Origin of the sequence: Shewanella sp. SP2S2-4, assembly GCF_031932025.1 — a bacterium.
Taxonomy (GTDB): Bacteria; Pseudomonadota; Gammaproteobacteria; order Enterobacterales; family Shewanellaceae; genus Shewanella; species Shewanella baltica.
Genome location: NZ_JAUOER010000008.1, coordinates 142128 through 156652, shown reverse-complemented (window position 1 = coordinate 156652; position 14525 = coordinate 142128). Strand labels below are relative to the sequence as shown.

Sequence of the window (14525 nt, the reverse complement as noted above, 5' to 3'; positions counted from 1 at the left end):
GTTAGAAAAGTAAATTTTTAAATTAATTAAATCATAGGGTTATTTTATTTTTCACTCAGTGTCTTTTTCTAAGTAACACGATAAAGACTTGATATTCGATTGTTTACGTCTGGACTCCAAAACCGATGGTTGCGGGTTCGAGTCCTGCCACCCCTGCCAAATAAAACAACGGCTTGCATAGAAATATGCGAGCCGTTTTATTTTGTCTGCCATTTAGCCTCAATATATTCAGCGCCCTCTCTATTCATTCGCGGTTATCGCCATTTCTCACAAATACTGTTTCTCACAAAACTGTCGTATACCTCTTGTAACATTTAAGCCCTGCGGCTTAGGTAAATCGGTTTGCAACTTTAGTTGTGCTTAACATACAATCGCCTGCCAAATTATGTGAGGAAGTAGGGTTTGAATAGTGTGATGCAAACAAGACGCACCCTAGCGATATGGCTTACTGCCATGTTGGTGCTATTGTCTGTGGCCATTGCTGTTCACAGTATTTCCCATGCTAACGAAGACCCTAAGTCCCATTGTTCGCTGTGCTTACATCAGCACCAGTTGCAACATGCGATAACCAGTACGCCCTTTCATTTTCAATTGGTTCAGCAGAGTTATATTTCGGTTGAGTTCCAAGCCATTTCCTTTAAACGACCTTTTAGTCGTTTCTTCAATAGTCGTGCTCCGCCCTTAACAGCATAAGTTACTGTTTATTCAATTTATCTTAATTAACTTTGAGCGCCTTGGCTTAGCTAAGGCGCCTATGCTGTTTATTTTCGGAGTGAAAATGACCTCTTTTTATATTCCCAAGCGCGCTGCGCTGTTGCTGGGCGCCTTGTTTGTACTCAATCCTATTTCAATGCTGTTGGCTGCGGAGGATGCTCAATCTGGTAGTACTATTTTAGAGACTGACATTGAACGTTTAAGTATCCACTATCGCCAAGCTTACCGTGGCAATGTGTCTGCAACTGAACTTCCGCAAGCAATCAGTGTGTTAGACGAGCAATTGATAAAAGATACGGGGCTAACGCGGTTTCAAGATGTACTGGATTATTCCGCCAGTGTTGCGCGGCAAAACAATGGCGGCGGTTTGTGGGATAGCTTTTCCCTGCGCGGCTTTCCGGGCAACGAAAACATGCCATCGGGCTATTTAATCAATGGCTTTAATGGTGGTCGAGGTTTTAGTGGCCATAGAGATTTATCGAATGTCGCCTATGTTGAGATCTTAAAAGGTCCTGGTTCGGCGCTTTATGGTCGCTCAGAGCCCGGCGGTACAGTCAATATTGTGACTAAGAAACCTCAGTATCAAACTAGTGGTTATTTAAAGGCATCGGCAGGGAGTTTCGATCAATATCGATTAGAGGGGGATGTGACTTCCGGCTTGACCGACAATGTGGCATTTCGAATTAACGGCGCGTGGCAGGAACACGATAGTTTTCGCGATTATGTGTTCAGCGATAAAAAAATCGTCACGCCGTCAGCGCGTTGGCAGATTTCCGATAAAGCCTCGCTACTCTATGAAATGGAATACCTCAAGCAAGAACAGTTATTCGATCGCGGCATTATTGTGCTCAACAACGATATCAATACTGTGCCACGGTCGCGTTATTTAGGTGAGCCTAATGATGGCGCAACTGTGGTCAATGCCACTGGGCACCAGCTGACCTATGACTATGAATTAAATGATGATTGGTCATTAACCGCGGGCTATAACTATCGCTATTCTAGCTTAAAGGGCTATTCGTCCGATGCTGAGTTAGCTCGGGGGCGCCAATCACTATTTGATGATGGTCGCACGCTCACCCGGCAGCACAGATACCGCGATTATGCCTCCGAGGATAATTCACTGCGTCTAGAGTTAAGTGGCCATGTGGATACGGGGTTCATTCGTCACAATTTGCTGCTCGGCGCCGATGCCTATCACTACAGTTTAAAGACAGGCTTGTATCGCTATCGCGGCAAAAAGGGCGAATATGCCATTGATATTTATGAACCGCAATATGGTGGGCCTCAGCCAGAGGTGAGTTTGTTGTATGAGAATAACGAAACCCAAAAGGCGTGGGGCACATACCTGCAAGATCAAATGGATCTCACTGAAAAGTGGAAGCTGCATCTTGGGTTAAGGTTCGATAGTTATCAGCAAGATATCAGTGAAGTCGCGAAAAATACCCTATCAGAGCAAACCGATAGTAGGGTTAGCCCTAAAGTGGGTCTGGTGTATTTATGGTCCGATGCCTTAAGTTTCTATAGTTCTTATTCTGAAGGCTTTTTACCGCTTTCTGGAACCGACTTTGCAGGTCAACCCTTCGAAGCCGAAGAGAGCAAGTCAGTTGAACTAGGGATGAAGTTTAATGGCAATTGGTTTAATGGCTTAGCTGAGAACGGCATAGCAGTCAGTGGCAGCTTGGCGGTGTTTGATGCGCAAAAAAGCAATATTTTGACCTCAGATCCAGTCAATGTCGGATTTTCCGCCACCTTAGGTAAAGCAAAAAGTAGCGGCGTTGAACTCGATTTAGTTGCCGAGCTGACGGAGGATTTGCAGGCCAAATTATCCTACGCCTATTTGAATACCCGCACAGCCAACGACAGCTTGAATCCCGACTGGGGCGTGCTTATTCCTGCGGGAAGTCCACTGGTGAATGTGCCAAAACATACTGCGAGTGTGATGCTGAAACAGGATTTGAATAGGCTTTCTATTGATGGTCATCTAGGGCTTAGCTGGCGATATGTGGATTTGCGCCTCGGTGATTCTGCCGATCCTAGCTTTCAATTGCCTTCTTATCAGTTAGTTGGACTGTTTATGAATACTCACCTTAGCGATAACTTCATCCTTGGCGTCAATCTGGACAACTTATTGGATGAAGATTACATCGCCAGCAGTTATTCAGCGCTCTGGGCTGTGCCGGGTGAGCCACGTAGCATTAAAGTGAGTGTTAGCTATGAGTTCTAATCTCAGTTCGAATTCTGCGCTGTCAGCCCATTTTTCGGAACAAGCATCAGCCAACGCATCGGAACAATCATCAAATCGGGCACTTGGCCGAAGCCGTATTAATAGTATCGATATGATGCGCGGCCTGGTGATGCTCATCATGCTGCTCGACCATGTGCGGGAACGGTTTTACCTGCACATGCAGGTGAGCGATCCTATGGATTTGAGTTCGACCTCTTGGGGACTGTTTCTAAGCCGTTTTGCCGCGCATTTTTGTGCGCCAGTGTTTGTGTTTCTAACGGGTGTTTCAGCATGGCTTTATGCCAATCGCAGTCATGGCGAGCCGCGTTCAGCGCGGGCGTTTTTGATTAAACGTGGTTTGTTTTTAATCGCGCTCGAAATTGTAGTGATTAACATCTCTTGGATGGGGAACTACCACACGCTTTGGTTGCAGGTCATTTGGGTGATCGGCCTGAGCATGTTAACGCTGGCGGCGCTGATAAATCTGCCTAGAGCTTGGATGGCACTTTTAGGCTTTGCGATTGTTTTTGGCCATAATCTGTTGACGCCAATTGGTTTTCATCCGAGTGAATGGGCTTATAGCCTGTGGACCCTATTGCACGACCGCGGATATCTTGTCAGTGAAGGGGCGCTTAAGATCAAAGTGAGTTATCCTGCGCTGCCTTGGATGGGGGTGATTTTACTGGGTTATGTGGCTGGACCCATTTTCAGTCAGAAACTGAATAGTAATCTGCTTGAAGCCTCGCAGCGCCAGCAAACACTGTTGCAGTTAGGGATAAGCTGTTGGGTACTTTTTGCTGTGCTACGCGGGTTTAACCTCTATGGCGAAACCTTGCCTTGGCAGGCGGGGGCACATTTGGGTGAAACCTTAATGTCGGTATTCAACTTAACCAAATACCCACCATCATTAAGCTTTTTACTGGTGACCTTAGGCGGCATGTTTTTTAGCTTAGTGGCGTTTGAGCGGTATTTTGCATCAAGTGGCAAAGTTGGAGGGAGATTAGCGCGAGTCGGCCACGGGTTGTCTGTGTTTGGCTCAGTCCCTATGTTCTTCTATATCTTACATTTGTACGTTCTGTTACTGCTTTATCGCTTAGCGAAATTCATCTTTGGCGCAAACCATGGTGAGTACTTTGGGGTGAATAGTATGGGATGGATTTGGTTCATAACGGGCGTGTTAGTTATCGCGCTGTATTATCCCGTTAAGTGGTTTAGCGAATATAAAAAGCACTGCACTCAGGCTTGGATAAAGTACCTCTAAATTAAAAAGCTTCTAAATTAAAGAGCTTCTAAATTTAAGCGCTTCTAAACCTAAGTACTTTTAAACCTGAGTCATGTCGCTTTAAAGAAAAAGTCGCCAAGCGGTTATGCTTGGCGACTTTTTGTTTGGCTTGTGCCGCAATAGGGTTAGTCAATTATTCCGTTAATAAGCTGCGTAGCATCCAGGCATTTTTTTCATGCAGCTGGATACGTTGGGTAAGCAGATCCGCAGTCGCTTCGTCATTGGCTTGATTCACCAGTGGATATAGGGCTCTGGCGTTACGGATCACTAACTCTTGATCGTTTAACAGTTCGCGGATCATGGTTTCGGCTTTGGTGACGCCCTGATCTTCTTTAATTTCAGTCAGCGCGGCATAGGCCGAATAGGACCCTAGCGCTCTGGCGCCTAGTGCACGCACCCGCTCTGCGATAAGGTCAACCGCAAGGGCAAGCTCGGTATACTGCTGTTCAAATAGCAAATGCAGGCTAGTGAACATGGGGCCGGTAACATTCCAGTGAAAGCTGTGGGTTTTAAGATACAGGCTGTAGCTGTCGGCCAAGAGTTGGTTGAGGCCAGCGGCGATTTCTTCTCTGTTGGCTTGATTGATACCTATGTTTATCATGGCGTTCTCCTGCTATTGTCTTACTGAGTGTGTTCAGTCTAATCTTCTGATATTAAATGTAAAATGAGTAAATTAGATTTTATACATCTATAAATCCGATTGAACTTTCCTGCGTTAAACGCCGTAATGGTGCTGTCATTAATCGGCTTGATATCAGCTCCATTAGCCGCGTGGCAGTAACAATGCCTAGGCAGAACTGCTATCCTAGCGGCATATTGTGAGTCGATACTTGAATTGAATAAAACTGACCCTAATGAATAAATCAGCCTATTTAACCGCCATGAATGTGACAACTTGGCGAGTGCGCGACACTAAGGTGAAACCTTATTTAGTGATTTGGGATGAAAACGGTGAGTTACCCGAGGCTGAACCGCTTATCGACGCTGTGCTAAAGCTTATCGACGTCAAACGCGAAGAGTGTGATTTTGATTGTGAGCCCCATACGGGTAAACAGATTGTCTGGGATTTGCGACGCCATAAAGTCAGGCCACGCACCGCATGGTTAGTATCTGAACCCTTAGCCGATTTATTAGTGGGTTGGCAGGCTAAAAGCGCGCTCTGGCAGCAAATTTACCAATGGCGCGAGCAAGTGAGTGGCCAAGCTCCAAGCAAGTCTTGATCTTTACTCGTAAATATCATTAATAACCAATACTTTGGAATACCAGCGTTGAACATCCCACCAGAAGATAGTCTATTCACAACACCCTTCGCAGCACAATTGACAGCAGGTTTGCCTGTTGAGCTTGTGGCACTCACGCTTAAAGATGTTCCTCAAATGGCGCAGCTTGAATCTATGGCCCATAGCCACCCCATGAGTGAGGGCAATCTTGCTGATTGTTTCGGGCATTTATACCGAGTTCTAGGTTTAAAGCAGGCGAAACCTAACGCAGCTTCAGTTTCGGATTCGGTCGATGGTCTTTTAGGCTTTGCGATAGTGCAGCAAATTGTTGATGAAGTGACTTTGTTGGATATTTGCCTATTACCAAGCCAGCAGGGCAAAGGTTACGGCAAGTTATTACTTAAGGCTGTGGTAGCTTCGGCCAAGGCTTCGGACGCCGTGGTGCTTATGCTAGAAGTGCGAGAATCCAATCTTGCCGCCCGTGCTTTATATCAAAAGGCTGGCTTTATTGAATCGGGACGTCGCAAAGGTTACTACCCAATAGCTGGCGGTAAAGAAGATGCTATCTTGATGGATTTAGCGATAACCCAAGAATAAGTTGAGCATTAGCATTCATGTTGTAAAACGATGGCTAGTTGAGTAGTGGTTATAAACAACAGCTATAAAACATTTCATAAAAAAAACAGCGCTTAAGCGCTGTTTTTATATTTTATTAACCCTGAACTCTACATCACTTGAGCTCTACATCTAAGCAAGAAGGTTATTTCACTTCTTTACCTTGGGCTTGCAGGTCCGCATGGTAGCTTGATCGCACTAATGGGCCACAGGCTGCATGGGTAAAACCTAACTCATCGGCTAAGGCTTTAAGCTCATCAAACTCGGCTGGTGGCACATAACGTTCAACCGGCAAGTGGAACTTAGACGGCTGTAGGTATTGGCCTAAGGTCAGCATTTCAACCTTGTGTGCGCGCAAGTCACGTAATACTTGAGCGATTTCTTCGTTGGTCTCACCCAGTCCCATCATCAGGCCAGATTTAGTCGGCACATTTGGATGACGTTCTTTAAAGCGTTTGAGCAGATCGAGCGACCATTGGTAATTTGCACCTGGGCGCGCTTTACGATAATGCATTGGCGCTGTTTCTAAGTTGTGGTTGAACACATCAGGCGGCTCAGTCGATAAAATATCTAAGGCGGCATCGATACGACCACGGAAATCAGGCACTAAGGTTTCGATCTTGATATCTGGATTCAGTTTACGAATTTCGCGGATACAATCGGCAAAATGCTGGGCGCCACCATCACGTAAATCGTCACGATCTACCGAAGTGATAACCACGTATTTCAGCTTCATATCGCGGATCGTTTGCGCCAATTTAACCGGCTCTTCAGCGTCAGGCTTAAGCGGACGACCATGGGCTACGTCGCAGAATGGGCAACGACGGGTACAAATCGCACCCAAAATCATAAAGGTCGCTGTGCCGTGGTTAAAGCATTCGGCGAGGTTAGGGCAAGAAGCCTCTTCACAGACCGAGTGCAGGCCATTTTTACGCAGTGCTTGCTTGATATCTAAAATGCGTTGATTCGATGCCGGCAGTTTAACCCGTAACCAATCGGGTTTACGCAACATAGTGTCGCGCTCTGAGGGGACGATTTTGACCGGAATACGAGACACTTTATCGGCATCTCTTAATTTTACTCCGGGTTGTAAACGTTCAGGCCTATTCATGACGCTGCTAATCCTTGATGATGAACTAGGTGTTGATAGCCCAGTAATTGGCTAAAAGTAATGGTGAGTTGCTCGCCTGCTTCAATCACGGTTTGTGGTCCGCCAAGCGCTTTGCATTGCACCATTTCAAGACCGGCATAACCACAAGGGTTGATGCGGCGAAATGGCGCCAGATCCATGTCGACATTGAGGGCTAATCCATGGAATGAACAGCCTTTACGAATGCGTAATCCTAGGGAGGCGATTTTGCGTTCATCCACATATACGCCCGGCGCATCGGCCTTGGCATAAGCGTTAATGCCGTACTTGGCGAGCATATCGACAATGCTTTGCTCTATATGGGTGACGAGTTGACGTACGCCGACTTTACTACGTTTTATATCGAGAAGAGGATATACCACTAGTTGGCCTGGGCCGTGGTAAGTGACTTGACCGCCGCGGTCCACTTGGATAACCGGAATATCGCCAGCATTTAAAATATGCTCGCTTTTGCCGGCTTGGCCTTGGGTAAACACGGGCGGATGCTCGACAATCCACAGTTCATCATGGCTTTCGCTGTCGCGCGTATCAGTGTAATGCTGCATCGCATGCCACACTGATTCGTAATCTTGTTTTCCAAGATGTCGAATGTGCAAAGTCGTGTCTTGCAAGGGCAACCTCTCCCCTTAGAAATGAGTGGGCTATTATACGCTTATTGGCCATAAATGTAAGACAGATCACATTTCATGGCCTTGAGGAATATTTATAGTACGCGGCGTACACCTTCGATGGCGGCAAGTTCAGTGTACAAAATCTCGATATGGTCTTTACTGGTCACTGTCACGCGAATCGTGATGGAGTGATAGCTGCCTTTGCTCGACGTTTTGGTCGACGGTGAGTAATCACCTGGTGCATGTTTCTGTACCACAGCCACAACTTTGTCAGTTAACGTTTCATGGGCTTCACCGACGACCTTAAAAGGAAATGCGCAGGGGAAATCCATCAGTTCATCAAATTTAGTGTCTAACATACTCAGTACTCTTAGCGGCTATATTGGGATATATATGGTGACGATTATACCCGATTCAAGGGCGATGCACTCCCCAAAAAAATAAAGCCACCCGAAGGTGGCTTTATTTATGTGACTTAGCTTAGCTAAACCATCCAGAAAACATCTGCTTAAAGTAATCTACTAATTTACTAAACCAGCTGCCTTCGTTGACTTCTTGCAACGTCACCAGTGGGAACTGGGCGATGTCTTTACCATCAAGTTGGAAGAATAGACGGCCAACAGTTTCACCTTTCTTTAAAGGTGCATCTAATGGTTTAGTCAGCTCGAAGTTAGCTTTCAAGTCTTTACCACGGCCACGGCTGATGGTGATAGGTGTGTCAGTTGCCACGCCTAAATCAACCGTGCTCTTGTCACCGTACCAAATTTGCTGAGTGATAAAGCTATCACCCGCCTTGTATGGTGTTACGGTTTCGAAGAAACGGAAGCCATAGGTCAGTAATTTCTTACTTTCAGCTTTACGGGCAGATTCACTTTGAGTGCCCATCACCACTGAAATTAAACGCATGCCGTCTTTGGTTGCCGATGCCACTAAGTTGTAGCCCGCACCTGAGGTGTGACCGGTTTTGATACCGTCCACGTTCATGCTGTTATCCCACAATAAACCATTACGGTTGTATTGTTTGATACCATTGAATGTATAGAATTTCTCGCTGTAGACGCGGTATTCTTCTGGTACGTCGCGAATTAACGCGGCGCCCAGTAATGCCATATCATAGGCGGTAGATTTGTGATTTTCTGCATCCAAACCGTGGGAGTTTTCGAAGTAGCTATCACGCATTCCCAGTTGTTTGGCCCATGAGTTCATCATGTCAACGAAGGCGCCTTCAGTACCGGCTATGTGTTCGGCCATGGCCACACATGCATCGTTACCCGATTGAATAATGATACCGCGGTTTAGATCGCCTACTTTAACCGTAGTGCCGACTTCAATGAACATCTTAGAAGAGTCAGAGAAGTTTTTAGACCAAGCATTTTTACTGATAGTCACATCATCATCAACGGAGACATTGCCCGCTTTGATTTCTTGACCGATCACGTAACTGGTCATCATCTTAGTTAGACTGGCTGGGTTAAGGCTTTCGTAAGCGTTACTTTCAGCGATAATCTGGCCCGAATTATAATCCATCAATACGAACGCTTTGGCGGCTACTGAAGGTGCATCAGGTGTAATAATAGGCTGCGCAGCATAAACGGGGAGAGAGACACTGGAAATTAGCAGCAATGTTTTAATGGGACTTTTTACAAAATTCATCATTAACTTGGCACGTCTTTTAGTTGTATTAAATGGAAAGGATTCGAGAAGATCTTCAACAGTGTACCACTTTCGGACAGTGAGTTTTAGTGAAGGTTCCTTCATCTCTATTTTTAAATCAATTCTGTTCAGAGCAAACGGTCATTATTCATGGACGATATAGCCCTCAGGAAACCCATTTTGCTTGACGTTATTGAGCAGCTTGTCGGCTAACTCAGGCTGACCTATGGGGCCGAGCTGTAGTCTAAACATATTGTTTGCCGCTTGTACACGGGTCTTGACCTGATATTTCTGTTCAAGATTCTTCGCCATGGCATTGAGTTTGGCTTTATCTTTGGAGGCCACTAACTGAATGTAATGATTACCCGTATCTTGAGCGCTGGCTACGGCCGAATTAGTGGCCGCAACACTGCCAATATAAACCACATCCAGTTTGATCCGCGCCGTACCTTTGCCGAGCATGCCGAGTTTATAGGCGGCGGCGTAGGAGACATCGAGAATGCGATCTGAGTGGAATGGCCCACGATCGTTGATGCGAATGATCACTTGCTTATTGTTCTCTAAGTTAGTGATCCGAGCGTAACTCGGCAGTGGCAGTGTCTTATGGGCGCCAGACATAGAATACATGTCATAGGGCTCGCCATTAGAGGTCTCGTAGCCATGGAATTTTTCACCATACCAAGAGGCGCGGCCAGTTTCACTAAAGCCTTGGCCTGTGTTCATCACAGTATATGACTCACCGTAAACCGTATAGGGCTTGTTGCCACGGCGGCTATAGGGCTCGTACTTAGGCGTCGCGTTCGGCACATTATCCACATTCGGTGGATTCAGTGGCAGCTTGTCATTTTTCAGCGAATAACGGCCCTTGTTCGGGTCCATATTTTTCTTGCTGGCGTTGTTTGGGCTCGAAGAACACGCCGCAAGGGCGAAGCACATAACTAAGGCGGCAAGCTGTAAAAGATTATTTTTTAGAGGCATGCTGTTCTTTTAATTGCTGGCTAAATTGATAAACGGCCATTGAATACAAAGGGCTACGATTATAGCGAGTGATCACGTAAAAGTTATTTAAGCCAAGCCAGTAGTCACTGTGATCGGCTTGTTCAAGCTCAATCAGTAAGGCTTTTTGCGAAACATCTAAGTCCCGCGCATCGGCGAGGGCTAAGGTCGGCGTTAAAATATCTGCAACTTTATAGTTCAGCTTTTCACCTGCCCACACTTTCGCTTTAGGTGCTGCTTTGCTGTTATTGACTAACGGTAAAGCGACCGGCGCATTGGCTTGCCAACCGTGTTCATGGAAATAATTGGCCACACTGCCGATAGCATCCTCTGGACTTTGTAATAGATCGCGATTGCCGCTGCCATCGAAATCAACCGCGTAATGGCGGTAACTAGAGGGAATAAACTGCCCATAACCCATAGCGCCCGCGTAGGAGCCCTTGAGGGTATCGATATCTAAATGTTCTTCTTTCACTAATTTCATCAGCTCGCCAAATTCCTTACGGAAAAAGGTGGCGCGCGGCGGATAGTGAAAACCTAAGGTATAGAGGGCATCAATCACAGGATAATTGCCCGTGTATTGGCCGTAGAAGGTTTCAATGCCGATGATGGCGACAATAATCTGTGGATCAACTTGGTACTTGGCCGCCGCTTTTGCGATGGTTTTCTCGTGTTTTTTCCAAAAGGCGAGACCAGCGTCGAGGCGTTTCTCGGTTAAGAAGATGGGATAATACACATGCCAAGGTTTTGCTTCCCATGGACGGGTCATCGCATCGATAACCCCTTGGTTGTATGTTGCTTTATCGAGAAAAGCGAGCACTTCTGCCCGAGTAAAACCTTGTTTTACTTGAGCTTGGATAAACTCTTCTTTAAGTTCAGCGGGAATTGTGGGCGCGATTTCAGCGGCCGGCGCCACTGGCGTGCTTGGAGCGGGTGCCTGCGCGGGTGTCGGTTCGTTCGCCGTGGTACAGGCGACTAAACATGAGCTTAAACACAGTAAGCCGAGTGGAGCTAAAAAAGCTCGGAGAGTAGGCATGAAAAGTCCCTAAAAATTATCTATCTACAAAACGTCTATGGGTATGAATGCTCATAAGAATGCCAAACCCTGTCATCAATGTCAGCATGGAGGTTCCACCGTAACTGACAAGGGGCAGTGGTACACCGACCACGGGCAGGATACCTGAAACCATGCCAATATTCACAAAAACATAAACGAAAAAGGTCAGCGTGATACTACCTGCGAGTAGTCGAGCGAAACTGGTTTGCGCCCGAGAGGCTATGACTAAGCCGCGGCCAATAATATAAAGGTACATAATTAACAGTAAGATACTGCCAATTAAGCCAAATTCTTCACCGATCACCGCAAAGATAAAATCGGTATGGCGCTCGGGGATAAATTCAAGTTGCGATTGAGTACCGTCGAGCCAGCCTTTGCCCCAAAGTCCGCCGGAGCCAATCGCGATTTTCGACTGAATAATGTGATAACCCGCCCCCAATGGATCTTGCTCAGGATCGAGTAAGGTTAATACCCGCGTTCTTTGGTAATCGTGCATCAAGAAATACCAAAGAATGGGCAGGAAGGCGAGTACTGCCGCGATAAAACCGCCGACAATGATCCAACTCATGCCCGATAAAAACAACACGAAAATCCCCGATGCGGCCACCAGAATCGAGGTACCGAGGTCGGGTTGTTTCGCGATAAGCAGAGTCGGCACCAGTAAGATTACTGCAGCACCCGCAAGATAGCGTTTCTTCGGCGGCAGAGGGAACTTACTGATATACCAAGCCATTGTGATGGGGAAGGCAAGCTTAATCAGTTCTGAGGGTTGAAACTCCATAAAGCCTAAGTTCAACCAGCGTTGTGCGCCTTTGTTAATTTCACCGAAAAAATGTACCCCGAGCAGCAAGACAATCCCCGCCAGATAAATGGGTAGGGCCCAGCGTTTAAGTGCCTCAGGATTGATCTGAGCCATAGTGAACATAATGCCGAGCGACAACACCATACGGAATAGCTGCCGCTCCATCATCTCTAAATCTTCGCCGCTGGCAGAATAGATGACGAACAGGCCAAAGCCCATGACAGCCAATAGGCCGAGCAATAATGGCAAGTCTATGTGCAAGCGTTGCCAGATGTTTTGATATTGGCTATGGCTACTCATGGCTGCGGTTTCCAAGTATCTCTAAGCATATATTCATCGAGCATGGCGCGGGCGACTGGGCCAGCATTTGCGCCACCCCATCCTGCGTTTTCCATCACGACGGCGAGGACGATTTTAGGATCTTCGAAGGGCGCATAGGCCACAACTAAGGCATTATCGCGGAAATGTTCGGCAATTTTATTTGCATCATATTTGGTATTTTCGGCCACGCCAATGACCTGCGCCGTGCCGGTTTTCATTGCGGCTGTGTAAGTGGCATCAGTGAAACGTGACTTATGTGCCGTCTGGCGCATCGCTTCGTTAATGATATTCCAGTTACGGGGATTTTTAAGTTCGATTGGTGGTAACTCATTAATCGGAGAGTCAATTTTGGCAGTATTGTCTTTAATCGATCTCAGCAGATGCGGCGGGAAACGACGGCCCTTATTCGCCATAATGCCTACTGCATTCGCCAATTGTAATGGGGTTGCCGTCCAATAGCCTTGGCCGATGCCGACGGAAATGGTGTCACCTATGTACCAAGCTTGATTGTATTTCAAGCGTTTCCATTCTTTGGATGGCATGTTGCCAGCTGATTCTTCAAAGATATCGATACCAGTATTTTGACCAAAACCAAATTGTTCCATAAAGCGAGCAATATGGTCGACACCGACTTTATAGGCGAGTTCGTAGAAGAAGGTATCACAGGATTCAGTAATGGCACTGTAGACGTTAACCCAGCCGTGTCCCCAGCGTTTCCAGTCGCGGTACTTACGTTCAACACCAGGAATCTGCCAAAAACCTGGGTCCCATACGCGGGTGCTCTCGGTAATGACTTTTTCATCAAGCCCTAAAAGTCCAAGATGTGGCTTGATGGTTGATGCTGGCGCATATTGGCCTTGGGTTGCACGGTTGATCAAAGGTCGTGATTTATCATTGAGCAAGGCGCTGTAATCTTTGTTATTAATCCCTTGCACAAATTGGTTTGGATCATAGCTTGGACTCGAGACCATAGCTAAAACCCCACCATCACGGGGATCGATTGCGACAATAGAACCACGCAAACCTGTGAGTAGCTCAACCGCTTTTTGTTGCAGCTTGAGATCTAAGGTCAGGTAAATATCTTGTCCCGGCTCTGGCGGTACTATTTTTAAGGTACGAATTGCGCGGCCGCGGTTGTTCACTTCTTCTTCTAAGTGACCCGGTTTGCCATGCAGTAGGGACTCATAAAACTTTTCAATGCCTTGCTTACCAATGTCCTTGGTGGCCGCATAGTTTTTCCACAGATCGCTGCGCTCTAACTGGGCTCTGTCTCGGGTGTTAATTTTGCCAACATAACCCAGCACATGGGTGATTTGCGCGCCGTAGGGATAATTACGCTTCAGACCCGCTTCGACGGAAATGCCTGGAAATTTATGTTGGTTAACACTGAAAATCGCCACTTGCTCTTCGGTGAGCTGGTTTTTGAGCGTCAGTGGTTTGAAGCGGCGATGAAATTTCAGCGCTTCGGTAAAGGTTTCGCGTTCATCTTCACTGATCTCAATTAACTTGCCGAGCTCATCTAAGGTCTCTGACATGTTACTGATTTTTTCAGGAACCAGATCGAGGGAATAGAAGGGTAAGTTTTCGGCTAACAGCACGCCGTTACGATCGTAAATGAGGCCGCGACTAGGAGCAATGGGAACAACACGAATGCGATTATCATTCGAGCGAGTTGCATAATCCTTATAGGATTCAACCTGTAAATGATAAAGGTTGGTGACTAATACGCTTAATAGGGCGAAAACGCAAAAAAAAGTGAATAGCGCTCGGCGCTTAAAAAGAGACGCCTCGGCGGCGTGATCATGCATTGTTATCCGCTTTTTTGGCGACACTTATGCTATCTCCGGCTGATCCCATGACGGGTGGTTGACACTCGT

At 46.6% G+C, this 14525-nt stretch carries 14 protein-coding genes; 5 read left to right on the top strand and 9 right to left on the bottom strand.

Annotated elements, in window-relative coordinates; all coding sequences use genetic code 11:
• The first annotated feature begins 402 nt into the window (after window positions 1-402).
• From Q4Q54_RS08890 to Q4Q54_RS08880, 3 genes are all read left to right on the top strand, one after another.
• On the top strand, window positions 403-693 hold the full coding sequence (locus Q4Q54_RS08890) for a DUF2946 domain-containing protein (RefSeq protein ID WP_311988235.1): 291 nt from the start codon (window positions 403-405) through the stop codon (window positions 691-693).
• Window positions 694-778: 85 nt separating this feature from the next.
• Complete coding sequence (locus Q4Q54_RS08885) at window positions 779-2941, top strand: TonB-dependent siderophore receptor (protein WP_311988234.1); 2163 nt, start codon at window positions 779-781, stop codon at window positions 2939-2941.
• Window positions 2931-4202, top strand: coding sequence for a heparan-alpha-glucosaminide N-acetyltransferase domain-containing protein (locus Q4Q54_RS08880; protein WP_311988233.1), 1272 nt, complete (start codon window positions 2931-2933; stop codon window positions 4200-4202). The genes Q4Q54_RS08885 and Q4Q54_RS08880 overlap by 11 nt, the downstream gene beginning before the upstream one ends.
• Window positions 4203-4356: 154 nt before the next feature.
• Here the strand turns inward: Q4Q54_RS08880 and dpsA are convergent, their stop codons facing one another.
• Window positions 4357-4824: a DNA starvation/stationary phase protection protein DpsA gene (gene dpsA / locus Q4Q54_RS08875; RefSeq protein WP_006086968.1), complete on the bottom strand. Its 468-nt coding sequence runs from the start codon at window positions 4822-4824 to the stop codon at window positions 4357-4359.
• 253 nt (window positions 4825-5077) lie between these two features.
• Here dpsA and Q4Q54_RS08870 point away from each other — a divergent pair, with 253 nt between their 5' ends.
• Together Q4Q54_RS08870 and rimI are read left to right on the top strand one after the other, a co-directional pair.
• Complete coding sequence (locus Q4Q54_RS08870) at window positions 5078-5443, top strand: hypothetical protein (RefSeq protein ID WP_311906380.1); 366 nt, start codon at window positions 5078-5080, stop codon at window positions 5441-5443.
• A gap of 48 nt (window positions 5444-5491) precedes the next feature.
• On the top strand, window positions 5492-6040 hold the full coding sequence (gene rimI / locus Q4Q54_RS08865) for a ribosomal protein S18-alanine N-acetyltransferase (protein WP_371830300.1): 549 nt from the start codon (window positions 5492-5494) through the stop codon (window positions 6038-6040).
• A gap of 163 nt (window positions 6041-6203) precedes the next feature.
• Here the strand turns inward: rimI and lipA are convergent, their stop codons facing one another.
• From lipA to mrdA, 8 genes are all read right to left on the bottom strand, one after another.
• Window positions 6204-7169: a lipoyl synthase gene (lipA, locus tag Q4Q54_RS08860; RefSeq protein ID WP_311988232.1), complete on the bottom strand. Its 966-nt coding sequence runs from the start codon at window positions 7167-7169 to the stop codon at window positions 6204-6206.
• Window positions 7166-7819: a lipoyl(octanoyl) transferase LipB gene (gene lipB, locus Q4Q54_RS08855; RefSeq protein WP_063883405.1), complete on the bottom strand. Its 654-nt coding sequence runs from the start codon at window positions 7817-7819 to the stop codon at window positions 7166-7168. The genes lipA and lipB overlap by 4 nt, the downstream gene beginning before the upstream one ends.
• 92 nt (window positions 7820-7911) lie before the next feature.
• Complete coding sequence (gene ybeD, locus Q4Q54_RS08850) at window positions 7912-8178, bottom strand: DUF493 family protein YbeD (RefSeq protein ID WP_006082758.1); 267 nt, start codon at window positions 8176-8178, stop codon at window positions 7912-7914.
• A 121-nt stretch (window positions 8179-8299) separates the two neighbouring features.
• Window positions 8300-9475, bottom strand: a complete 1176-nt coding sequence (locus Q4Q54_RS08845; protein WP_300481192.1) for a serine hydrolase — start codon at window positions 9473-9475, stop codon at window positions 8300-8302.
• A gap of 141 nt (window positions 9476-9616) precedes the next feature.
• Window positions 9617-10450 (bottom strand): septal ring lytic transglycosylase RlpA family protein, encoded by an 834-nt coding sequence (locus Q4Q54_RS08840; RefSeq protein ID WP_220590935.1) that lies wholly within the window; start codon window positions 10448-10450, stop codon window positions 9617-9619.
• Window positions 10434-11504 (bottom strand): lytic murein transglycosylase B, encoded by a 1071-nt coding sequence (mltB, locus tag Q4Q54_RS08835; protein WP_311988231.1) that lies wholly within the window; start codon window positions 11502-11504, stop codon window positions 10434-10436. The genes Q4Q54_RS08840 and mltB overlap by 17 nt, the downstream gene beginning before the upstream one ends.
• 16 nt (window positions 11505-11520) lie before the next feature.
• Complete coding sequence (rodA, locus tag Q4Q54_RS08830; RefSeq protein ID WP_106651373.1) at window positions 11521-12627, bottom strand: rod shape-determining protein RodA; 1107 nt, start codon at window positions 12625-12627, stop codon at window positions 11521-11523.
• Entirely contained in the window at window positions 12624-14480 is a 1857-nt protein-coding gene (mrdA, locus tag Q4Q54_RS08825; protein ID WP_106651372.1) for a penicillin-binding protein 2, read from the bottom strand. The genes rodA and mrdA overlap by 4 nt, the downstream gene beginning before the upstream one ends.
• Window positions 14481-14525 lie beyond the last annotated feature (45 nt).